Origin of the sequence: Litorimonas taeanensis (assembly GCF_003634015.1) — a bacterium.
GTDB lineage: Bacteria > Pseudomonadota > Alphaproteobacteria > Caulobacterales > Maricaulaceae > Litorimonas > Litorimonas taeanensis.
The window spans coordinates 1,432,083-1,455,638 of sequence record NZ_RBII01000001.1; the positions used below are offsets into that span (position 1 = coordinate 1,432,083).

Annotated in this window: 17 protein-coding genes; 7 read left to right on the forward strand and 10 right to left on the reverse strand. The window is 46.0% G+C overall.

The window, feature by feature from the left end:
- Nucleotides 1-73: 73 nt before the first annotated feature.
- The 3 genes from DES40_RS06580 to DES40_RS06590 all read right to left on the reverse strand — a co-directional run bounded on the left by DES40_RS06580 (nucleotide 74) and on the right by DES40_RS06590 (nucleotide 5,403).
- Nucleotides 74-2,860, reverse strand: coding sequence for a hypothetical protein (locus tag DES40_RS06580; protein ID WP_233345471.1), 2,787 nt, complete (start codon nucleotides 2,858-2,860; stop codon nucleotides 74-76).
- Nucleotides 2,861-3,106: 246 nt separating this feature from the next.
- Nucleotides 3,107-3,664, reverse strand: coding sequence for a tetratricopeptide repeat protein (locus tag DES40_RS06585; protein WP_121099813.1), 558 nt, complete (start codon nucleotides 3,662-3,664; stop codon nucleotides 3,107-3,109).
- A 314-nt stretch (nucleotides 3,665-3,978) separates the two neighbouring features.
- Nucleotides 3,979-5,403: a helix-turn-helix domain-containing protein gene (locus DES40_RS06590; RefSeq protein ID WP_121099815.1), complete on the reverse strand. Its 1,425-nt coding sequence runs from the start codon at nucleotides 5,401-5,403 to the stop codon at nucleotides 3,979-3,981.
- A 141-nt stretch (nucleotides 5,404-5,544) separates the two neighbouring features.
- On the opposite strand from DES40_RS06590, the gene aceB reads away from it, so the two are divergent.
- Nucleotides 5,545-7,173 carry a malate synthase A gene (gene aceB, locus DES40_RS06595; RefSeq protein ID WP_121099817.1) on the forward strand — a complete coding sequence of 543 codons (1,629 nt, stop codon included), beginning with the start codon at nucleotides 5,545-5,547 and terminating at the stop codon, nucleotides 7,171-7,173.
- A 3-nt stretch (nucleotides 7,174-7,176) separates the two neighbouring features.
- Nucleotides 7,177-8,766: an isocitrate lyase gene (locus DES40_RS06600; RefSeq protein ID WP_121099819.1), complete on the forward strand. Its 1,590-nt coding sequence runs from the start codon at nucleotides 7,177-7,179 to the stop codon at nucleotides 8,764-8,766.
- 217 nt (nucleotides 8,767-8,983) lie between these two features.
- On the opposite strand, the gene DES40_RS06605 is transcribed toward DES40_RS06600, so the two are convergent.
- Nucleotides 8,984-10,072, reverse strand: coding sequence for a histidine kinase dimerization/phosphoacceptor domain -containing protein (locus tag DES40_RS06605; protein WP_121099821.1), 1,089 nt, complete (start codon nucleotides 10,070-10,072; stop codon nucleotides 8,984-8,986).
- Nucleotides 10,073-10,754: 682 nt separating this feature from the next.
- On the opposite strand from DES40_RS06605, the gene DES40_RS06615 reads away from it, so the two are divergent.
- The 5 genes from DES40_RS06615 to DES40_RS06635 all read left to right on the forward strand — a co-directional run bounded on the left by DES40_RS06615 (nucleotide 10,755) and on the right by DES40_RS06635 (nucleotide 15,877).
- Complete coding sequence (locus DES40_RS06615) at nucleotides 10,755-11,951, forward strand: type III PLP-dependent enzyme (RefSeq protein ID WP_121099825.1); 1,197 nt, start codon at nucleotides 10,755-10,757, stop codon at nucleotides 11,949-11,951.
- Nucleotides 11,952-11,994: 43 nt separating this feature from the next.
- Nucleotides 11,995-13,023 carry a 1,9-bis(guanidino)-5-aza-nonane synthase gene (locus DES40_RS06620; protein WP_121099827.1) on the forward strand — a complete coding sequence of 343 codons (1,029 nt, stop codon included), beginning with the start codon at nucleotides 11,995-11,997 and terminating at the stop codon, nucleotides 13,021-13,023.
- An 8-nt stretch (nucleotides 13,024-13,031) separates the two neighbouring features.
- The gene (speB, locus tag DES40_RS06625; protein ID WP_121099829.1) at nucleotides 13,032-13,973 is read left to right on the forward strand and encodes an agmatinase; all 942 of its coding nucleotides are present in this window, start codon (nucleotides 13,032-13,034) and stop codon (nucleotides 13,971-13,973) included.
- 51 nt (nucleotides 13,974-14,024) lie between these two features.
- Nucleotides 14,025-14,198, forward strand: a complete 174-nt coding sequence (locus DES40_RS13185) for a hypothetical protein (protein WP_170144909.1) — start codon at nucleotides 14,025-14,027, stop codon at nucleotides 14,196-14,198.
- Between the two features lie 131 nt (nucleotides 14,199-14,329).
- Nucleotides 14,330-15,877, forward strand: a complete 1,548-nt coding sequence (locus DES40_RS06635) for a bifunctional GNAT family N-acetyltransferase/carbon-nitrogen hydrolase family protein (protein ID WP_121100497.1) — start codon at nucleotides 14,330-14,332, stop codon at nucleotides 15,875-15,877.
- Nucleotides 15,878-15,990: 113 nt separating this feature from the next.
- Here DES40_RS06635 and DES40_RS06640 read toward each other — a convergent pair whose 3' ends face one another.
- From DES40_RS06640 to DES40_RS06665, 6 genes are all read right to left on the reverse strand, one after another.
- Entirely contained in the window at nucleotides 15,991-17,148 is a 1,158-nt protein-coding gene (locus tag DES40_RS06640; RefSeq protein WP_121099833.1) for a PepSY-associated TM helix domain-containing protein, read from the reverse strand.
- A 53-nt stretch (nucleotides 17,149-17,201) separates the two neighbouring features.
- Complete coding sequence (locus tag DES40_RS06645) at nucleotides 17,202-19,361, reverse strand: TonB-dependent receptor domain-containing protein (RefSeq protein WP_233345473.1); 2,160 nt, start codon at nucleotides 19,359-19,361, stop codon at nucleotides 17,202-17,204.
- 213 nt (nucleotides 19,362-19,574) lie between these two features.
- A complete protein-coding gene (locus tag DES40_RS06650; protein WP_121099837.1) occupies nucleotides 19,575-20,951 on the reverse strand; it encodes an NAD-dependent succinate-semialdehyde dehydrogenase in 1,377 nt (458 codons plus the stop codon).
- Complete coding sequence (locus DES40_RS06655; RefSeq protein WP_121099839.1) at nucleotides 20,951-22,051, reverse strand: alkene reductase; 1,101 nt, start codon at nucleotides 22,049-22,051, stop codon at nucleotides 20,951-20,953. The genes DES40_RS06650 and DES40_RS06655 overlap by 1 nt, the downstream gene beginning before the upstream one ends.
- A gap of 80 nt (nucleotides 22,052-22,131) precedes the next feature.
- Entirely contained in the window at nucleotides 22,132-22,716 is a 585-nt protein-coding gene (locus DES40_RS06660; RefSeq protein WP_121099841.1) for a hypothetical protein, read from the reverse strand.
- A gap of 136 nt (nucleotides 22,717-22,852) precedes the next feature.
- Nucleotides 22,853-23,407 (reverse strand): carboxymuconolactone decarboxylase family protein, encoded by a 555-nt coding sequence (locus DES40_RS06665; protein ID WP_121099843.1) that lies wholly within the window; start codon nucleotides 23,405-23,407, stop codon nucleotides 22,853-22,855.
- Between the last annotated feature and the right edge of the window lie 149 nt (nucleotides 23,408-23,556).

The following is a 23,556-nucleotide window of genomic DNA, read 5'->3' on the forward strand; positions in this document are numbered from 1 at the left end:
CTGAGTAATTAATTTTGAAAAAGTAAAAGTTCAGAGGCCGCGATTTTCGCGGCCTCTGTATTCGTCCGTTTGATTAGCAGGGAGTTGAAGCCTCTAGGCCACATGTCCAACCTTGCCACCATGTATCATCAGCGTCTTTTACCGCACCGATATAGTCGACAACATCAAGGAAACCACCCGGCGCAATTGTCGCCGCAGTGACTGCGTTCTCATTGGCACCATTGACAAATGTGTCCACAAGGCTGTTTCCACCAACAACATTGTTAGTATCGGCATCAACCGCAGCCTGACCCGTAACAGGGTCAGCATCACCGCCTGTTGTTAAGAGGCCCGCACCGCAATCAAAGAGTACAGATTGGAACGCAGGGTCAGCACCAGCTGTGAAGCCTGCCACGCCATCCCCTGCACTGTCTTCATAATCAAGACATGAGTTTTGCTCAACAATCACACCATTGATATATGTTCCGATTGTACCTGTATTCATACGGATACCGTGGCTATCTGTGTTGTTGATTGTTGAGTTATTCACCAATGTAAAGTTAGCGATTGTCGCATTTGATGCCGGATTGTTTGCGCCAGCTGCTACAGAACTCGCTTCGATACCATTATCAGATGAATCGCCGCCACGTTGTACAGCGATGACATACTGAACTGAACCATTATAGCCATTATCCGTATCAAGTTGCTCGTCATCATTTCCGTTAACAACAACATGCTTGACGTTCACATTGCCGCCAAAGAACTCGATACCGTCATCAGAGTTGTTGTAGACTTGAACGTGATTGATTGTCGTGCCGTTACCAACACCCGCCAATGTAATACCGTTCAGTTCAACATCTGTTGCGACTTCGAAACCAGCATATTTAACTTGAACATAAGTCAATGAACCAGAGTTATCGCTTAGGTCTGAACCGCCATATAGAGCATCAGGCTCAGTCACACCTTCAACAGCGTTTTCACAATCATTCGTACCGCTTGTCGCACCGACGACATTACAGCGATTGATTTGACCGTCACCAAGGATAACAAGTCCACCCCATTCACCGATAGCGTTTTCGCGATCACCGTCAGCGTCAATAACATCATTTTCAGAAGTAAAGATAACAGGGTTAGTTGCCGTACCGTTAGCAAAAATTTGCGAACCGCGGTTTACGACAAGATAGTCTGCACCGCTGCGGCCAAAGATTGTGACACCTGATTCGACAATCAATGTACCATCATCACCATCTGGTGCTGTGCCATCTGAACCCACATCAACACCAACATTCACACGACCGACAAGCGCATATAGATTGCCGCGTGTTAGTCTGAGCGTATCTGTTACTGTACCAGTCACGTTACAAAGGTTTTGACCGTTTAATTGACCCGCTGCCGTTGTACCTTCTGGACATTCTGGATCAGGGAAAACGTCCTGTGTCCATCCTGTTGCCCAGTTGTCAGTCTCTGATTCATCTGGGCCAAATGCGCCGATGTAATCAACAGCTGTGAAGAAATCATCCGATAGATCCGCAGTCTCGACAGCCAATTCATTTGGTCCTGGGAAGAAGCCACCTAATGAGTTTGTTGTCACAACATTATTGGCGTCTGCGTCGACAGCAGCTTGTCCAGTAGCTGTGTCAGCGTCGCCGCCTGTTGTCAAAAGACCCGCACCACAATCAAATAAGACTGACTTAAAAGTCGGGTCATTTGCAGCATTATATCCCGGAAGGCCATCACCTGCTGAATCTTCATAATCCAAACAATTATTCGCTTCGATAAGAATGCCGTTTAAATACTGACCAACAGTACCTGTGTTCAAGCGAATACCGTGGCTATCCGTATTTCCGTTACCGATTAAAGTGAAGTTAGAAATTGTCGCATTTGATAAAGGTGTAACACCCGGCGCGACAGAACTCGCTTCGATACCATTATCTGAAGAATCGCCGCCGCGCTGTGTACCAAGAACAAACTGAATATTTCCGTTATATCCATTATCTGTATCGAGTTGCTCGTCATCATTGCCTGTAACAACAATATATTTAGCATTCACAGTTCCGCCGAAGAATTCGACACCATCATCAGAGTTATTATGCACCTGAATATGATCAACAGTTGTGCCTGAACCTACACCCGCAAGCGTAATACCGTTCAATTCAACATCCGTTGCAACTTCAAAACCAGCATAACGCACTTGTAGATATTGTAGTGTACCGCTGTTCGCTTCTGGGTCAGCACCACCATATAAGGCATCAGGTTCTGTCACACCTTCAACAGCGTTTTGGCAATCTGCAGTCCCTGGGTTAACGCCAGCGACGTTACAGCGGTTGATAGGAGCATTCCCTAGAACAACCAAACCACCCCATTCGCCGATTACGTCATCGCGACCTTCAGATGTGAGCGAGATATCATTCTCACTTGTCATAATAATTGGCAACGCCGCTGTACCCGCAGCTTCGATTTGGTGGCCGCGATTGACTACAATGTGATCTGAACCAGAATCACCAACAATCACTACTCCAGGTTCGATTGTAAGAACGACAGGTGATCCCGTACCAGCTGCGCCAGCATCTGTACCAACATCAAGACGGCCTTTGAGTTCATAAACAACGTCTTCGATATATTCTAACGTCGCACTTTCAGTCAGCACGCCAGACAATGTTGTTAGATTTCCAAGAGGCGCATCACAAAGTGTTTTAGTACCCAATGCCGTTCCGTCAGTCCCGTCTGGGCATGTGCTAGCCTCTGAAGGCGGTGGGGGCGGAGGGGGGGGAGGCGGTGGAGACACAACGACTTCCGTCAAGCCGGGAGAAATTATTTCACTACCTTGCTGGCAGCCAACCAACGCTAAACAAGCCGCAGAGGCCATTAGCAGATTACGCATAGAAAGTTTCATAAGGTATCCTTCACCATAAAATTCTCAAGGCGCGGATAGTTATAAATAAAAGATAAACATCCGCGTTTGGGTGCGCATTTGGCAGGCTAATATGACGAGGAAGTAATGTAATTGTGCCAGTTTGATAAAATTTTTATGACTGAATCATGATGAAAATTTGTCAAAACTGTAACAAAAAAAACCAGCCGAAGAACCGGCTGGCTTAAGCATTTGAATCTTAGCGGGAGTTTTAAATTATGCTTTAATCCGTGACAACTCTTCAAGAGGCGCTTGCCATTCAGGACGCAGATTTGCGGCCTTTTGATAAGCCTCTAATGCGCCAGATGAATCGCCAGCGAGCTCTTTGGTCATACCTAAACCATAATAGGCAAGCGGGGCCGCATCATTATGAGTCTTACAATCATTGAAATAAGCAATCGCAGAATCATAGTCTTTTTGCATCAATGCCGCGAATCCATCGCCCAAATAAGCAAACTCATTTACGTCGTTAAGCTTTGAAGCCCATTTAAAGTCACGAGCCGCTTGCTCATACTTTCCAGCAGAGAGTTGCAACCACCCACGACGAGTCAATATATCTGAACGCACATTATAATTAGGCACTGAGGCTTTATACGCCTGAGTACAGGCGCGAATTGATTTATTTAATGCAACATCCACATTTGATTCTAGGCAAAGCTGAATATTTTGCGCGGCTTCAGGGCTGACAACTCCGCCCGTGTAATCTTCATTAGCGAATGCTGAGGTCGCGCTTAATGCGGCGACAAAAAATGTTGAAACTAAAATGTTTTTCATGGTGATCTCCTAATCAAACCACCAACGCATACTCTCTGCAACTGAACGCCGTTGGATACGTACAAGCCGCCTAACCTTCTATGACACTTTTATTACATTAAATGTTACAAATATGTCAAGAAACTGTTTTAAAAAACACATATTAACGTCATGAATATAGATAAGTAACTGTTATTAATGATATTTCACTCAAAAAGCATTACACATGTAAGAGTTACGAACTGTCACATTGGGGATAGTCAAACGTCACATAAGACGGATTTATTGAACTAACGCCCTAAAGTGACGACAATCGCCTCAGCGCCTTAGAGCTGTTACTCGTCTATGAAACTATAGAGCGACATACCGCGCGCCCTTTCATCAAAACTCAATGTTTTATTCATGGGAGCATGAGCGCGTTGACGACAATGTTGTCGCTCGCAAAGGTAGCAATTCACACCGATAGGCGTAGGCTGCGCATTTGTCAGGTTATAACGCTGCGCATAAACCAATCGCGGCGCATAAGCGACATCACAACCCAGACCAATGGCCAGCCTATGCTCTGGCGCATTAAAAGTCCCGTCACTACGGCTAACCATGCGAGCAATTGAAAAATAAGTCGATTCATCCGGCATTTGAACCATTTGCGTAATGGTTTTGCCGGGCGTTTGAAAACATTCGTGGACATTCCATAGCGGACACGCCCCACCAAACTGGCTAATATGAAAGCGCCCTGACGAAAAACGCTTTGAGATATTGCCCGCCACATCGATCCGAACGAAAAAGAACGGAATACCACGCGCATCAGGGTTATGTAAGGTTGTCAGTCGATGGGCGGTCTGTTCAAAACTCGTCCCGAATCGATGCGAGAGTAAATCGACATCATATTTCGTATTCTCAGCCTGCTTTAAAAACCGCCGATAGGGCATTAGGGTCGCGGCAGCAAAGTAATTGGCAAGGGATGTCCGCAAAAGCCGTTCAGCCTCAGGGCCAGAAAAACCCGCTGACTTAACTATGTCATCTATAAGCGGGCGCTGCTCTAACATTCCAATTTGAAACGCCAACTGAAAACGCCGTCCAGACTGCCGCATAAGTTCTGATAAATTGATACGTTTTTGGTGCCGGTCAAAATATCTAAGCATTTGCGGCATCACATCCACAGGCATTATCTTCACGGTTAAATCATGTTTTGACTTTAACCGTTCCGTCAGCGCTGAGTTTGGTTCACTCTTCGCCAACCCTAATTGATCGGACAAAGCCTCTGCCGCCGAATCCAACCTTGCAAAATAATTTCTTTGTTTATGTATAAACCTACGGACGAGCTCCACAGCCTCCATAGCACCGCTTTCTATCATGTTTGAATTCTTCGAGGGCTCATCCGAACGCCGACTAGCCTCTCTATGCTTGCTATAGAGTTTTAAAAACGAACGCGCAGCCGCAGGGCTGGTGTTTACAATATCCTCGGCTTCATTTTTAGAAATGCTTTCGTCCTTGAAAAGCGGATCGCGGAAGGCTTCGTAAACTTCAGCAATTAGGTGCGCATCCCCGGCACCTGTGAAGCTGGCCATATCAAAATCATAAATTTCGGCCATGCGCAGCAGAACTTTAGCTGAAAGCGCTCGTTGATTACGCTCCATCAGGTTCAAGTAAGAGGTTGAAATACCAAGGTCTTCAGCCATTCGGGCCTGCGTCAACCCCAGTGTTTGCCGAAAGCGCCTTAGGCGTGGCCCTACCATTAATTTCGAATTATCAATCGCCATATTTTACAACATTTACAAATTATACAAATATTTTTTTACTATATTTACATAAATACCCATGAATTACAATTACTTATAGACGCACACATAGTTTTGTAAATATCGTATGAGCACGAACTCAATGATTTATGGAGACAAGCTATGAATGCTCCCGTCAATAATAACGGCCCAATCCCACGCCACCGCGTACTTGCCAAGGTAGAAGCCGCGAATGCTGAACAGTATAGTGACGTCCTGACGCCTGATGCATTATTGTTTCTTGCTGACCTTGAAAGACGGTTTGGCCCCCAGCGGCGTATCCTTTTAGACAACCGCCGATTGCAACAAGAACGCTTTGATGATGGCGAAATGCCAACTCAACCGGCTGAAACGCTACATATCCGCAATTCTGTATGGGAAGTTGCTCCCTGCCCGCCAGCCTTACAAGACCGGCGCGTTGAAATCACCGGCCCCGTAAGCCGTAAAATGATGATCAACGCTTTGAACTCAGGCGCCAAAATGTTCATGGCAGATTTCGAAGACGCAAGCTCTCCGACATTCACTAATATGATGGATGGCCAAGTTAACATGCGCGACTATGCGCGCGGATCATTGGCTTTAGAGACAGAGAAAAAGTCTTATACTTTAAATGACAATATCGCGACGATGCTCGTGCGCCCGCGCGGATGGCACCTAGAAGAACGCCACATTACCGTGGACGGCAAACCCATGAGCGCAAGTTTGTGCGACTTTGGCCTCCATATCTTCCACAATGGTAAAATACTGGCCGACAAGGAAGAAGGGCCGTTTTACTACTTACCAAAAATTGAAAGTTACCAAGAGGCCCGCCTTTGGAATGACGTGTTCAACTTTGCTCAGGCTGTTTTGGACATTCCAAACGGCACAATCAAATCTACTGTTTTGATTGAGACATTGCCTGCTGCATTCCAAATGGAAGAAATTCTTTACGTCCTGCGCAATCACATCACGGGGCTTAATTGTGGCCGCTGGGATTACATCTTTAGCTACATTAAGACATTACGTAATCATAAAGCGTTTATTCTGCCTGACCGCGCTCAGGTAGGTATGGACCGGGCCTTCTTATCAGCTTACGCGACACGCCTAGTAGAAATTTGCCATAAACGCCGCGCCCATGCGATGGGCGGTATGGCTGCGCAAATTCCTGTGAAAAACGATGAAGAGGCCAATCAAGCCGCTTTTGACAAAGTCCGGAAAGACAAGTCTCGTGAAGCCACAATCGGCCATGACGGAACATGGGTGGCCCATCCAGATCTCGTACCTGTTGCGATGGATGTGTTTAACGACATCATGCCAAGCAAACATCAAATTCACAAAAAACGCCAAACACCACGCGTAAGTGATGAGGCAATGATTGCGCCCCATAGCGGTACGATTACCGAGGCGGGTGTCCGCACTAATATCGAAGTTGGCATTCGCTATATTGCCGCCTGGCTTATGGGCCGCGGAGCCGTGCCAATACACAACTTGATGGAAGATGCTGCGACGGCAGAAATTTCACGCGCTCAAATCTGGCAGTGGCTTGCACACGGCGCCAGCGTTGAAATGGAAGGTGGCTATCGTGAGACCCTTACAAGACGGCTTTACGACCGCCTCTTTGACGAAGAAGTCAAAGCGCTGAAATCCGAATTAGGCGATGCCTATACCGAGAACCGTTTTGACGATGCCGCCAAGATTTTCACTGAAACCGCGACGGCACAAATACTTCCCGAATTTCTTACCATCCCAGCTTACGATCTTTTGAAAGGATAAAAAATGACTTACTCAGAAACCCTCAATGAACTGAAGTCTCGCTACCCCAATGGGGCGCCAGCAGGCATTAACTTGGCGGACTTAGCGCAATTAAAAACGCAAAACACGTTCGAGACGCACTTGGATATTGCCAAAGCTATGGCAACTGTCATGCGTAAAGACATGGCAGCCTATGATAAAGATAGTAGCGCATTCACACAGTCTCTAGGATGTTGGTCTGGTTTCCATGCGCAACAAATGATGCGCGCAATTAAACGTCAAAAAGGCTCTCTCGATAAAGCCTATGTCTATCTATCCGGCTGGATGGTGGCTGGCCTTCGCAACCGTTTTGGACACCTTCCTGATCAGTCTATGCATGAAAAGACATCTGTCGTTGATTTGATTCAAGAAATTTACACAAGCCTACGACAAGCCGACGAAGTCGATTTGAATGACTTATTTGCCGAACTAAAAACGTCAGATAACCCAGACGCAGTTATCGAAAAGATCGATAATTTTGAAACTTATGTACGGCCTATTATTGCTGATATTGATGCTGGGTTTGGTAACGTCCACGCAACGTATTTATTGGCCAAAGAGATGATCAAAGCGGGCGCTTGCTGCATCCAAATTGAGAACCAAGTTTCAGATGCCAAACAATGTGGTCACCAAGACGGCAAGGTCACAGTGCCTCGCGAGGACTTCATCGAAAAGCTTCGCGCCGTACGTATGGCGTTTGAAGAACTCGGCGTGACAGACGGCGTCATTGTGGCCCGTACAGATTCTCTTGGTGCTGGCCTCACACAGAAAATCCCCGTTTCTCGGGAGGCTGGAGATCATGCGGCTGAGTACACAAAATGGCTAGAAACATCTCCGGTTTCTGGTGCAGGTGATTTAACGGATGGTGATATTGCTATTCAGTTAAATGGTGAATTGCGTAAGCCAGTTCGTCTTCCAAATGGCCTTTACAAGTTCCAAGCCGACACGGGTGAAGAGCGCGTGATTGAAGATTGTATTGCCAGCCTAAATGAAGGCGGCGCTGATCTTCTTTGGATTGAAACGGCTACACCAAATGTAGCACAAATCGCAGGTATGGTGAACCGTATTCGCGAAAAGGCTCCACACGCGAAGCTAACTTATAATAACAGCCCAAGTTTTAACTGGACACTGAACCTTCGCAAACAGGTGCGTGAGGATTGGATTGCCTCTGGCAAAATTAAGGCCGCAGACTATCCTGATGGCATCCAACTGATGTCAGCGAAATTTGACGAGGACGCTTTAGGCCTCGAAGCAGATCGCCGCCTACAGAACTTCCAGACAGATATCGCTCGCGAAGCGGGTGTCTTCCACAACCTTATCACGCTCCCGACTTTCCATGGGACGGCCAAGGTCATGAACGACCTATCTGAAGGCTACTTCGGAGAGCAAAAAATGCTCGCTTATGTCAAAGAAATTCAACGCGAAGAAATCCGCCAAAATGTCTCTGCGGTGAAGCATCAGCACGAAGTCGGGTCCAACCTTGGTGACGATTTCAAAGAGATGACAGGTGGAGACCGCGCCCTAAAGGCTGGCGGCGAACATAATACAATGAACCAGTTCGAGAACGCCGCATAACAGCGAACCAACACGCTATTAAAGCGTGAACAATAACATAATTAAATAACAACCTTTAACCCGCCTCTACAGAGGTGGGTTTTTTCATTCTGAATTAAATTACAAAAAGAAGCTCTAAAACCCAGAGAGGACCACATCCAGATTAGTCCATGTCACATTATTAAAACATGTCATATCAGAATTACCGAAACCAAATCTATGAGCGCTATAGAGCTAACTAAAAATAAGCTGTCGCCTTCAATTCAAATCCATCACCGCGCCCCATCTGCACGATTTCACCACCAAATTGAGCCACTGATGCTTTCATCAATTTGGCACCAATACCTGACTGAGTGTTTTCATTGTTTGATGAAAACTCAGGTACATTATTAGAACAGGTCAATATCAGCTTATTATCTGATATCTCAATCGCGTAATTTATCAGAGTTTGAGTTTCCGCTGCTGCTCCGTGCTTTAGTGTGTTCGCCGCAAATTCATTTGCCACAAGCCCCAAAGTGCTCGCAATTTTATGAGGTACAGTCGATTCAGGGGTTTCTGCTTTTACGCGCACATTTGACGGCAATGAAGCCTGCAAATGAAGGGCTAAACTTTTCATAAATTCCTGCAAATCGACACTGCCGTTATTCTCTTTGGACATATAAATTGCACGATGAAGGGCCGAAACCGCTTCAAGATGACGCTGTAACGCATCAAATGCCGCATCTGCATCTCCGGTTTTACGGGCCTCAGTTTTGTAAAGACGAATAGCCCCCGCAATGGACATTAGGCTATTCTTTACGCGGTGATCCATTTCGTCGCGCAATATTGTTTGCGCCTGTAATGCGCGTCTTAAGTCAAGCTCACGAGTGACACGCCTCGTCAGGACTCTCAAAGCTTGCCTTTGATCATCGTTCAAAGAGTTAGGCTTATTGTCGAGGACACAGAGCGTACCAATTGGCAGTCCATTTTCTGCTTTTATGAGCGCGCCCGCGTAAAAACGCAAACCATCTGCTGGTGTGCATAATTCATTATCCGAAGTACGCGGGTCATTATGTGTATCTTCAATGATTGTAAAATCTTGCTCTAATATGATGTGCGAGCAAATAGAGGTATCAAGCGGGGTTTCGCGCGTACCCAAACCAACTTCGGCCTTAAACCATTGCCGTTCCGCATCGATAAGATTCACAACAGATATAGGGGTCCCACATATTTTTGCAGCCAAAGCCACGATATCATCAAAATCAGCCTCACGAGGTGTGTCGAGGATATTATAGCTATGCAAAGCAGCTAAACGCTCAGCTTGTCGGGGGTGAGGAGACGCCTTCATAAGAAAGGCATAAACTAAGAAATTTTAATTGCCTAGTAATTTTAGCAACGGAATCACAGCGTCAGAGGCATCAAGGCTTCCCACTCCAATACGCCCCGTTGATCTCGAAATATTATACACCGTCACAAAGCGTTTACGGTGCGCGGGACACTTTAATGTCAGGAATAACAGGGACAAATTAGGAGCGGTTCAACACAATTACTCGCCAGAAATTCTATTGTAAAAAACCGCTTGCCAAATTTTAAATCTTAGAATAAATCGCGATTTGACGAAAAAGCGAGCTACAGCGAGCCCTTAACAATCAGCCATTTCTGGCGTTGAATGGGAAATCTGTCAGCCGTGATGGGCCTCATGCTCCATCTAATAGCCGCCGGTAGCGTCTTGGTTTTAACTTTTGGAGTGGCGTTTCACTCTAACGATTTGGAATTGAGAGTTCGTGGTATGGCACACGCCTTACATCACAACCGCAAGCGTACCCTCATCTCACTGCAAGCGCAGCTGGGAGATACTTTCCTATCGTCTAAACATCAAGATTATCAGGCCGCAATCGCGGAACCTAGTAGTGCGAAGCGGGCTTAAATAAGTCCCGCCTGAAACACTGCAGCTAGGCCGCTCACTATTGATGGCGACCTAATTTCCTCGAATTTAAGCGTTTTATTCGCTCCTCTTCGGAAATCGTTCCATGATTGTTTCAACTTCTGCTGTACACACACAGCAACCTATTGCCTTGCAACCCTATGGTCTACCGACCTACAAAACTTCAGCTGATGCCATTGCCGCTTATAATGGTGATGATCAGATCTATGCACTCTACCCACGCAAGATAGAGGCCGCAGCGCGGCTATTTGTCAGCGAGTTCCCTGGACATGTTCTCTATGCGGTGAAGTCAAACCCACACCCGTCTTTGCTTCAAATCCTCTGGAATGAAGGAGTCTCGCGATATGATGTCGCCTCTATGCGTGAGATTGATTTGGTCCGAGGCCTTTTGCCGCGCGCAGAACTCTATCTAATGCATCCGGTTAAATCACGCCGCACCATTGCTCATGCCTATACCAATGGTGTGCGGAATATGTCTTTTGACCATGAAGACGAATTACAAAAGATTCTGGATTGCACCAATCAAGCGCAAGACTTGCACCTTCATCTACGGCTCGCTTTGCCAAAAGTGAGCAAGCAACTCGGCGCAGTGATGCCACTTGGCGGTAAGTTTGGAGCGGGTTTTGACGAGGCTGTAGCCCTCTTAAAATCTGCGCGGCCTGATGTCCAAAAACTTGGACTATGCTTTCATGTCGGGTCTCAATGCCTAAACATCGAGAATTACAATTCAGCATTAACATATGCCCGTACAGTCATTGACGCAGCAGGTGTGAAAATTGATTCCATTGATGTGGGCGGAGGCTTTCCTGTCTCTTATCCTGACATGCCAATTGCTCCAATGGCTGAATATTTTGGAGCGATTTCGGCAAGTGTGGCAGCCAATGGTTTTGCAGAACTTGAGCTTTTTGGCGAACCTGGGCGCGCACTATGCGCTGAAGGCGGTGCCACTCTCGTGCGCGTGGAACTTCGGAAAGATAATGACCTTTACCTTAATGACGGCACATATGGCTCGCTTTTCGATGCTGGGCAATTTTCTTGGAAATTTCCGGTACGTTTGCATCGCTCTCGGCCGCCGGCGCCCTGCGCCAACACAATAGGCTTTCGCTTCTTTGGTCCAACTTGCGACAGTGCAGACACTATGAACGGCCCATTTCATTTGCCCGCTGATACCTGCGAGGGTGACTGGATTGAGATACAGAATTTAGGCGCTTACGGCCAAACCCTCGCGACACAATTTAATGGTTTTTACAGCCATCACACTGTCGCCATTTTAGAAGATTAATCGCGCTCAATAGATTGCGCAAAAAAACCTTGGATTATTTATCATGACTAAAAATACAAAAGCAGAATTGCTCTCAAATGTTGTTGAGCATTTTGACATTACTAAAATAGACGCCCGCCCTATTATCGAAGCTATGGGTAAAATGTCGTTTACCGCTCGCGACCTCGGCCGCGCTACAGATATCTTTAAGCAAGCTGTAAACGACCCTGATTGCTCAGTTATCTTGACACTAGCAGGTTCAACATCGGCTGGTGGTTGTATGCATGTTTACCGCGACCTTGTGAAATACGGCATGGTTGACGCGATTGTTTCAACGGGTGCGTCTATTGTCGATATGGATTTCTTTGAAGCCCTTGGTTACAAACATTATCAAGCAGATAGCCAAGTCGATGATAATGAGCTTCGCGAGCTTTATATCGACCGTATCTATGACACCTATATTGACGAAGAAGAGCTACAGGCCTGTGATCATGTCATCAAAGACATCACAGATAGCCTTGAGCGCCGCCCCTATTCTTCACGTGAATTCATCTGGGAAATGGGAAAATGGCTCAAGACCAACGCGGTCAAAAAAGGGAGTCTAATTGAGACCTGCTATGACTATAACGTGCCGATTTTTGTGCCAGCTTTCTCTGATTGTTCCGCCGGTTTTGGCCTTGTGAAACACCAAGTCGAAAACCCTGGCAATTATTTGTCTATTGATAGCGTGGCTGATTTCCGTGAACTCACCGACATTAAAATCAAGGCAGGTTCTACAGGCCTTTTGATGGTTGGTGGCGGCGTCCCAAAGAACTTTGTTCAAGACACAGTTGTTTGCGCAGAGATACTTGGTGTCGAAGCTGAAATGCATAAATACGCGGTACAAATTACTGTAGCTGACGTGCGTGATGGCGCTTGCTCAAGCTCTACTTTGAAAGAGGCGGCAAGCTGGGGTAAAGTTCAAACGACTCTTGAGCAAATGGTCTTTGCCGAGGCGGGATCTGTTATCCCATTATTGGCCTCAGATGCTTATCATTCGTGTGACTGGAAAAATCGCCCTCGCCGTGAATTCGCTAAACTCTTTGCAAAATGAATGACCTGATGAAAACCGTGACAAAACTTCAAAATATCACACCGGCTAAGAAAGCCCCCTTCCCGCTTTTAAAAGCCAAAGACGGCTTCCTCTCGCTTGAGGGGGAGCATGTCGTGACTTATGAAGAAGCCGGCGCGGTTATCATACCGTTTGGTTTGGAAGCTTCGGTGTCATATGGCGGCGGAACAGAAAATGGCCCGAGCGCCATGATTGCTGCCAGTCATGAAGTCGAGTTGTTTGACGAGGATCTTTGGTGTGAACCTATAGAACGTTATGGCCTCGTTACGGCGCAGGAACCAGTCATTGACACAAGCGACATTGAAACAGCGCTGAAAACACTCGAAGCCATGACGACTACCGTCTTAAAAGACGGGAAATTCCCAATGGTTTTTGGCGGAGAGCACTCCATTACACCCGGTGCTATTCGGCCATTCTTGAAACAATTTGATGATCTCATTATTTTGCATTTTGATGCACATGCAGATTTACGCGATGGCTATGAGGGAGAGCATTACTCGCATGCTGCCGCTATACGCCGCGTACTTGATCATCCAACGGTTCCAATCGTGTCTTGCGGCATTCGCAATATCTCCAAAGAGGAAATTCCTTTTTACGAAGCCAACAAGCATCGCATTTCTATTTATTGGGGTAAGGATCGCGCAACATGGAATGTGGGAGACATCGTGGCCCCATTTAAAGGACGGCCGATATATTTGACCTTTGATTTAGATGGGTTTGATAGCTCACTTATGCCGTCAACGGGTACACCTGAGCCGGGCGGTTTGTTCTGGGAAGATGCAATGTCAATTATCAAAGCGGCCAGTGAGATTGGGACAATTGTCGGCGCAGACATTAATGAACTCGCACCGATTGAGAACTTTCATGGACCCGATTTTTTGGCTTCCAAGCTAGCATATAAAATACTAAACTACGCCTTGGGTCGAGAGTAACTATTGACCCTTATAGGGCCGTAAGGCTCGCGACGTTGTATGGAGGCTCCTATGTCTAAACGTCACCAAAAAGCAAAACAAATGCTCCAATCTGATGGGTATTCAGATGGTTATAATCCGTTTGACCCAGATTATGATCTTTCGCTTTACGAAGCGCCTAAGGGCAAAAAACCTAAAGGTCGTCAAAAGCGCGAAAGTCATAAACGCGCTTATTATGACGATTAGGCTTATCGCTAAAACGTAATTGAATTGGCGCTTAGGCTGTCAATTAAATCGATAATAAAATTTCAAAGTCAGAGTAAAGGCTCTGCGCTTAACCGTGCCCTATGGACGGTTGCACCCTAAAAACAAATTATATGGCTAAAACTCGTGCGGGCGCGCAACTCACAATACGCACGGCCCTTATCCAAGACGTAGCGGGAATCGCAGCGTTAGTGGATCGTGCCTATCCCAACATGTCTACCTATGCGGTGAGTACCTTAAAGGGTCAGATTTCAAACTTTCCCGAAGGGCAATTTATTGTTGAGTATGAAGGCGAAATAGTGGGTTATGCAGCCAGCATAATTTTAAATGAATCCCTCGTGCTGTCTCCTCATAATTGGGCTGGAATTACCGGGGGAGGATATGGATCTTCACACAACCCCAATGGCGATTGGCTTTATGGAATGGAGGTCTGTGTAGACCCTCAACGTCGGCGTTTACGCATTGGTGAACGCTTATATGATGCACGAAAGGCATTGGCAGAAAACCTAGAACTAAAAGGTATTGTTTTTGGCGGACGTATGCCTGGGTGGAAAAAACGGCGGAAAGCCTATCCTGATCCCCTAAAATATTTACAAGCCGTGAAAGAAAAGAAAGTTATAGACCCCGTCGTAAACTTTCAATTCCGCCAAGGGTTCGAAGTTCTTGGCGTCTTGGAAAAATATCTTCCCAGTGACAAAGACTCTGGTGGTCACGCTGCGCATATGATTTGGCACAATGCTTATGCTGTTGAGAGCCGCAATAGCGTTCATTCCGAAGCGGCCCAAAAAGATGTCATCCGTGTAGCAACGGTACAATTACAAATGCGAAAAGTGACGAGTTTTGACGACTTTATGAGTAGCGTCGAATATTTCATTGATAGTGTTTCGGCCTATAAGTCAGACTTCGCTGTCTTTCCTGAATTATTTACCTTGCCCCTTTTGGCCCTGGCTGATCGCCGCCTCGCCCCTTCTGAAGCGATTGAAAAGCTCACCGAATACACCCCTGTATTCATCGAGGCCATGCGCAAACTCGCCGTAAGCTATAACATTAATATAATTGGTGGTTCTCATCCAACCCGCGCCGATGACGGTGACATACAAAACATTGCTTATGTATTCCTGCGCGATGGTTCTGTACACGCACAAGAAAAAATTCACCCAACGCCAAATGAACGTCATTATTGGAACATTAAAGGTGGTGATGAGGTCAGCACAATTGACACTGATTGTGGGCCGATTGGCATCTTGATTTGTTATGACAGCGAGTTTCCAGAACTAGCACGGCGGATGGCCGATGAAGGGGCCAAGATTTTATTTGTGCCTTTCTGTACGGATAATCGTCAAGGTTACTTACGCGTGCGTTATTGTAGCCAAGCAAGGGCCATCGAAAACCAATGTTATGTCGTCATGTCCGGCAATGTGGGCAATCTTCCTGGGGTTGAAAACATGGATGTAAATTACGCAGAGAGTTGTATCCTTACCCCTTGTGACTTTCCTTTTGCACGCGACGGGATAGCGGCTGAATGTTCAGAGAATGTTGAAACAGTCGCCATTGCTGATCTCGATTTAACGGATCTATCTTGGGCCCGCGCCAAAGGCACAGTGCGTAATCTGCGCGATAGACGGTTTGATCTCTACCAAACACAATGGAGTGACCAGTAAATGGCCAATCTCGCCCGTAATAGATCTATTCGGCTGCTGCGAATATTTGTCATATGCTCTGTGCTGCTCTTTGCAGCCATCATAACGGCGGCCCGGCGGCAGTTTTAATCCCATTAAACTTTACGGCGTCTTCTACGGAATATAGGAATAATTAAGCGCCGAAAACTCAACGCTAATCCTGTATATACTAGAAAACAGGCCGCTAGCGTAGAAAGTCCAGCAATCGTCTGGCCAATAAATCCGTATTGTTCGCCCGTATGAATAAAGCGCAACCATGTCCTTAGCTTCCGGCCACGGCTCGCCTCTTTAGAAGACGCAACCTTAGTGATCTCCGAAGCGACGAGGTCATAGCTATATGTATCTCGGTAATCTGCCACAACACCTTTGCCATAATTTAAGGTAATACTCGCAATTGGCGCATCTGCTTTTTTGGGGATAGAGACACGTGCGGATGTCCACTTCCCGTCAGATTCAGCCGTAATGACATCATATGCATCCTGTAAGGTGGATGTAAGTATTACAGGCTTATCATTAGGAGCGTTCTTATTTTCAGGAGCCGCAGCCCGCGGCGGACCGCGTCTTTGTGGGGCGTCTTCACCGACCAATGTATAGGCCAAATTTCCAGCCCAAGAATAAGAAATAACAACGCCTGAAATGACAATAAAAAAGAGCGGTACAAGCGCCCAAATACCGAAAACGTGGTGCCAGTTATAATCACGGGCTTTAGAATTCGGTAGCTTTCGGCGGAAGAACAGATTTAATTTAACAAACGACCATCGCCAAATTTTCGGAAGCCATAGATACAGTCCGCTGATGACTATAAATAGAAAGATAAGGTTAGAGGCGCCCGTGATAGCGCGGCCTGTTTTACGGCTCTCTCCTTCCATCGCCAGCCAGCGATGAAGTTGTGTAACACTATGAAAGAACGCATCAAGTTTATGACTAGGGTCGACCAATAGTTCTCCGCTATATGGGTCGAGCAAGAGTGGCTCCTGCCCCCTTTGTTGGACCAATACGGGTTTACCCTTCTCTTTCGACAAAGAGAGCGAAGCGCCGCCCCTGCCCTTCTCTCTGGCTATATCTGCCAATCGATCAATAGGCAGTGGCCCTGCCCCTTCGGCAGAACTCACCTCTGCCGAATTTCGAAGTAAATTTACGAGGTTTTTCTCATAAGTAAGTAATACACCCGTCACTGACATCAGCAGGATAAAAACCCCAGCGCCCACACCAGCAACTAAATGCGCCCAAAAGATTACCTTACGAAATGGCATGTCGCCCCAATCTATCTATATTTAATCCCGAACCTTTAACCCGCCTGCAGAGATTAAAATCTAGCATTCACAGACATCCATAGTCTGCGAGGCTCTTGGTTGATGGCATATTCATTTGCATAGGCTGTGTCACCATCAGATAAATACGGAACATAGCGAACAAAATCATCGTTCAAAAGATTATATATCGTAGCACTTAACGTAATACTCTCTGACACCTCATAAGCGCCACCAAGATCAAAAAGAGTATAGCTTTTATAATCCCCAAGCTGCGTTTGCTCATCGCCCAATCCACGATAACGTGACGAGCTATATTCACCCCGTAGCCAAGTATTAAGGCGATCTGTAACCGCCCAAGTGAGACGGGCATTAAATTGATGTGCGGGCGTATTGACTAAGGGTTCGCCGACATTCGGTCCGCTCTTTTGCTCACTCTCAGTATAGGTATAATTTGCAGAAATTCCGACGGCGTCTGAGATGTCACGACGTATCGACGCTTCAACGCCTTGCGTTTCAGCCTCGTCAACATTGATGTCTTGCGAATAGCTTCCTGCGTTTGGCCAATAGCCATAATCTAAACAGCTGTCACTTGGTGTCAGGGCATCATACTCAGCTTGCGTCAAACCAAAGGCACAATTGGCGAAAGTCGGCCCTGTCGCTATTTTATCGTTAAACTGATTGTGGAACACTGTGACGTTGGCCTGTAATCCATGGTCACCCCTTATATAAGCCCCTGCCTCGTAGGTTGTACTGGTTTCAGGTTGAAGTGTTGGTGTGCCAAGGAAAGGTATTGTACCCTGCCCGCGAAATCCAACAATTCCATCCGCAATCTGCTCAAGGCGTGGTGTTTTAAACCCTTTGCTCACCCCGCCTTTTAAGGTCAAGGCATCCGTGGCATTCCACACTAAATACGCACGTGGGCTAATGTGATCTCCGAACTCGCTATGATTATCGTAACGCACACCCCCTGTGGCTGAGAAATTTTCAGCAAATTGCCACTGGTCTTCCGCAAATACGGCCCACTGATCATGCTCAAACGGATCTGCCGCGACGCCATCTTTCATTTCAGCGTGCCAAAACTGCCCCCCGACAGTGAAAGTATGATCTCCAAGTTCTTTGAAGTAGCGTGAATTAAATATCGTATTGGTCGCTTCTAATTGCCTTGGATCACCTTGAAGACGATCGGTTCCAGCAACGTCGTCAGGCAAAACGCGGCCAAGCGTTTCTGTTGAATTCAATGTGATGTCAGAATCCAATATACCACCAAATATGTGTGACGTATGCGCAACAACCACTTGGTCGCGATTAAATTTTAGCTCTTCTGCATAGCCGCGCACACCAAGAGTACCAAGCTGACCCTCTGTGTTGTCATAAGTCTGCCGCGCTAAGTCGACATCAACCCAAACTTTGTGATCGTCATTTGGGGTATAGTTTACGCGGCCTCCAATTGAATACATATCAGCCTTAACGGGGCTGGGACCACGTTTAGAAACCTCAATTGGGTCACCATTAACATCAGTGTAGGATAAATCAGAGGCTTCTCGGTGATAATAGCGTCCGCGCGCCGCAAAACTTAGCACATCGCCAGCAATCAGCCCGTCTAAATATAGCGTGCCATTATAACTATTTCCAAAATCATCATCACCTTGAATTGTTGTATCCAATCCTACATCCGCGCGAAGCCGGTCCGTGCTCGTCCGCGTAATGATATTAATAACGCCGCCAATTGCATCAGACCCGTAAAGTGTCGACATCGGACCGCGCACGACTTCGATACGCTCTATGGCTGAAACGGGCGGAATGAAACTCGATGACGTTTCACCAAAACCATTCGGCGTGACGTTCCCTGCTGCATTTTGGCGGCGGCCATCGACCAGAACCAATGAGTAATCACTAGGCATACCGCGAATTGAAATATTTACGCCGCCTGTTTTGCCAACTCCATTTCCGATATCAATGCCAGGAACCGAAGAAAGCGCTTCGGCCAAACTGTTGACACGCTGTAATTCAAGTTCAGCGCGGGGGATAAGCGTTATGCTTGCAGGCGCCTGACTTAAATTTTGCTCAAAACCTGTCGCCGTGACGACTATTTCATCCATGATTTCTTTTTTACTGCCCTCTTCTGGGACAGATTGTGCCGCTGCATTTGCGGCTAATAAGCCTGACACACTGACTGTGACCAGAAGTTTGATTATATGAGATTGAATAGACACGACGACTCCACTTGCGAATAAGTCGCACTCATAAAAGCCTCGTATTAATATTGCAACTCATTCTTATTAAAATAATGAAATAGTTTTAATAATTCCTCTAAGACGTTGAAAAGTAGAATAAATTGTCAATTTTTCGGATTAACGCATCCAAAATAATAAAAAGGCCAGCCTCATGGCTGACCTTATCAAGTATACGATTAAAGTTATATCGCTCTATTTAGAGAGGATTAGTGACTTGGCATTGACAAACTCTTTCATACCAAATCCGCCGTGTTCATTGCCATAGCCAGAGTTTTTCACGCCGCCAAATGGCATGTTTGGAACGGCTAAACCAAACGTATTGATGAAGACCATGCCTGTATCAAAATAATTCTTAGCGAGCTCAATCGCCGCGGCCTCATCCTGCGTGATGATACCACCACCCAAACCAAAACGGCTATTATTAGCAATACGAAGAGCATCCTTTGCGTTGTCTGCTTTAATTAGTGACGCTACTGGGCCAAATAATTCGTCTTCATAGGCAGGCTGTCCCGGTAAAACATTTTCAAGAACCGTCGCTGGGTAAAAATATCCTTTCCGATCCGGAACCTCGCCACCGCATAACAAGATCGCTCCGGCCTTTACGCTATTTTCGACTTGCTTATGCAAATCGTCTCTAAGGTCTTTTCGGGCCATTGGTCCCAAATCAACATTATCCTTCATGGGGTCGCCCATCGATAAATTCGACATGGCTTTGACATAGGCGTCCTTAAAGGCCTCATATACAGACTCCACAATAATGAAGCGCTTAGCGGCAATGCAAGTTTCTCCATTATTATAAATCCGACCTGCCACACAGATTTCGACAGCTTGTTCGATATCGGCGTCATCCAATACAATAAAGGCATCATTAGACCCCAGCTCTAAAACTGTCTTTTTCAAAACAGCGGCAGATTTCTGGGCAATCTGACGTCCCGCAGCAGAACTGCCTGTTAACGTAACACCCCGCACACGGTCATTCGTGATGACTGTGTCAGATTGTTCATGAGAAATAATTAGCGCCTTAAACAGGCCTTTTGGAAGTCCCGCTTGCTCGTAAATATCTTCTAATAACTTTCCCGTACCCGTCACATTTTGGGCATGTTTAAGAAGGACACCATTTCCCGCCATAAGGTTAGAGATAGAGTAGCGTACAACTTGGTAACTTGGGTAATTCCAAGGCTGAATCCCGTATATAACACCGACAGGTGAGTATGTGATTATACCCCGTTTTTCGTCGTCAATATCACGCGCCTCATCAGCCAAAATATTCGGGCCATTCTCGGCCGTCCAAGTACAAATAGCGGCACAAAGTTCAATTTCTTCTTCACTTTGCGATAGGAGCTTACCCATTTCCTCAGTCATGAGGCGAGACAGATTCGCCTTTTCTTTCAAAAGGGTTTCACCAATATTATTGATAATTTTTGCCCGCTCTTCGAGGGGTTTAAGCTTCCAATCACACTGCGCCTTGTGACAGTTTTCAATACTTTCAGAGAGCTGAAAATCGTTCAAAAGCTCATATCGATTAAGAGGCGTTTCAGTGACGGGATTTATGGTAACAAAACTACGCATTAAGCAGCCTCTCTTTCTTTATTTAGGAATGGATAATCTGTGTAGCCTTCGACGCCCCCGCCATAGAATGTCTTTTCATTTGGCGTGTTAAGCTTAGCGTTGAGACGGAAGCGTTCTGGCAAATCTGGATTAGATATAAACAGACGACCAAATGTAACGGCGTCCGCATGTCCGCTCTCAATTACCTTGCATGCGCTGTCTTTATCATAACCGCCATTGGCAATATAAAATCCAGTGAAATGTTTACGCAGGCGTTTAATAAGCGCTCTTTCGCCTGACTGATCGTCACCACCAAATTGCTCAACGACATGCATATATGCTAAATGTGCTTCTGAGATTGCCTTATAAGCCGCCGCAAAGGTCGCCTCAGCATGGCTATCGCTTATATCACCTGCTTGGCCCAATGGAGAAAGCCGAACACCTATTCGTGTCTTTGGCCAAACACTCGACACGACATCAATGACCTCATTTAAAAGACGCAGTCGGTTTTCAATAGACCCACCATATTCATCATCACGATTATTCGTACCATCTTGAAGAAATTGATCGAGCAAATATCCATTTGCACTATGTATCTCCACCCCATCAAAGCCCGCTTTCCTTGCACATTCAGCGGCTATTTTATAATCGCGCAAAGTTTGATTTATGTCTTCCTTAGTCATAGCAATGGGCTTGGAACATTCTTCGAAACCATTAGCCGTAAAGGTTTTCGTATCAGCCTGAATGGCGCTAGGCGCTAAGGGTGCTCGACCATCTGGCAATAATGATGAGTGACTAATACGCCCAACATGCCAGAGCTGACAGAAAATCAAGCCCCCGCCAGAATGCACTGCGTCGGTTATGCCTCTCCATTCTTCAATGTGTTTTTCAGTGTAAATCCCTGGGGTATCTAGATAACCTTTGGCCATTGCGGATATTTGAGTAGCTTCAGTGAAAATCAAACCAGCCGAAGACCGCTGATGGTAATAGGTTCTTGCTAACTGCTTGGGGGTGCCGTCAGAGTGCGATCGATTGCGTGTAAGCGGCGCCATTAATATGCGATTTGAAAGAGTCACCTCTCCCATCTCCACAGGGTTAAAAATCTCGCTTCGGTCTATCATGAAATGTCCTTTTGAATTTCTGAATACAGAAACTTAACGGGACAGACTCGGTTACGTTCCGAAGTGAGGTGAGGAGAGTTTTAATCCGCTATTGATATAGGCTCTTGTGTGACGCTCCCCTTATCCATTACCGCGTTCACTGAAGGGGCTGCTGGTAAAAGCTTGGGGTTTAACGATAAGGTTTCTTTCAAAAAACTCTTTGGCTTCTTGAAATAACGTGACTCTGTATTGGTCTTAATATCGACGAGGTTCAGCATCGCACCGATATAGTGCACGCAATTTCTTTTATTTAAATTATAGCTCTTTTTCCGAGATGTTAGCCAATCTTCGGTAAAGCTTTTAATTTCATGATATGTTTCGTCGCTTACGACAATTGCGAAATGTGGGTCAGAGTTTTCTTTATACCCTTTTGTCACGCCCTTAATAATACCTTTTACAGAACCCAATAAAACATTCGGGCCGACAAACGCCGGTGTAAAGCCCAAATCTTCTTCTATAACTTCACCTGTCTCTAAGTTCCCTTTAATTTCCACAAAAGCATGCGGATAATTTGAACCAAAGTTATGGCTATAAAAAGTCAAAGTGACTTCGGCCTGAGCCTGAAATGGCAGAAATAAAATGCCAAAAATTGAAATGAGAAAACACGTAAATCGTTTACATATCATGCGATATTCCGCCCTATGATTGCATTTCATATCCAGTCTTTTGGATATAAGAAAAGGCGTGAATAACAACCCTGAAATTAATTTCCTCCAAATTGCGAGCTCCGGAACAATTAATGCTCCGGAGCTGATTAAGTCATTAAGCAGACCGTTCCCATTTGAATGGGGAGAAAGCTTCATCCAAAGGTGTTTCAGCTAAATGGTTGGTGTAGTTTGAAATGACTTTCTGTGCGGCGCCCAGAACAACTTCTAAAATTTGACGCTTTGTAAATCCAGCCTCTAAAAATGACTGAACAGCGGCATCATCGACATTCCCGCGACCCCGAACGACTTGTAATGTAAATGTACGAAGGGCTTCTAAACGGTCATTTGGAAGCGGTGTTTCATTGCGGAGCGCCTCTGTAATCGCGTCGTCGACCTTCATGCTTTTCGCAATCGCTGTATGGGCAGGCACGCAATAATGACATTCATGTTCTACATTGATGGTTTGCCAAATTACTGTCAGCTCATCTTTATCAAAGCTAGATTGACCAAATTGATCACCTAAATATTTATAAGATTTCAATAAACCTGGTGCCTCTGCCATGACGGCATAAAGCCCAGGAATACGGCCCATTTGTTTTTGCGCCCCAGCCAAAATCTCTTGGCTTTCCTCTGGTGCGGTCTCTTCTGTATGTATTGTGAAATCAGTCATGGATTTCTCCTATTTGTTAAACTCTGTCCGTTCTCGGATGCGCTTTAGGTAGGTAGGCTTGAGTAAACACTCAACAGCAAATTTGAGCGTTCACTCAAATGTGATAATGCACCCCGTTATCATGGGTGACAGACAATAAATCTGTCCTT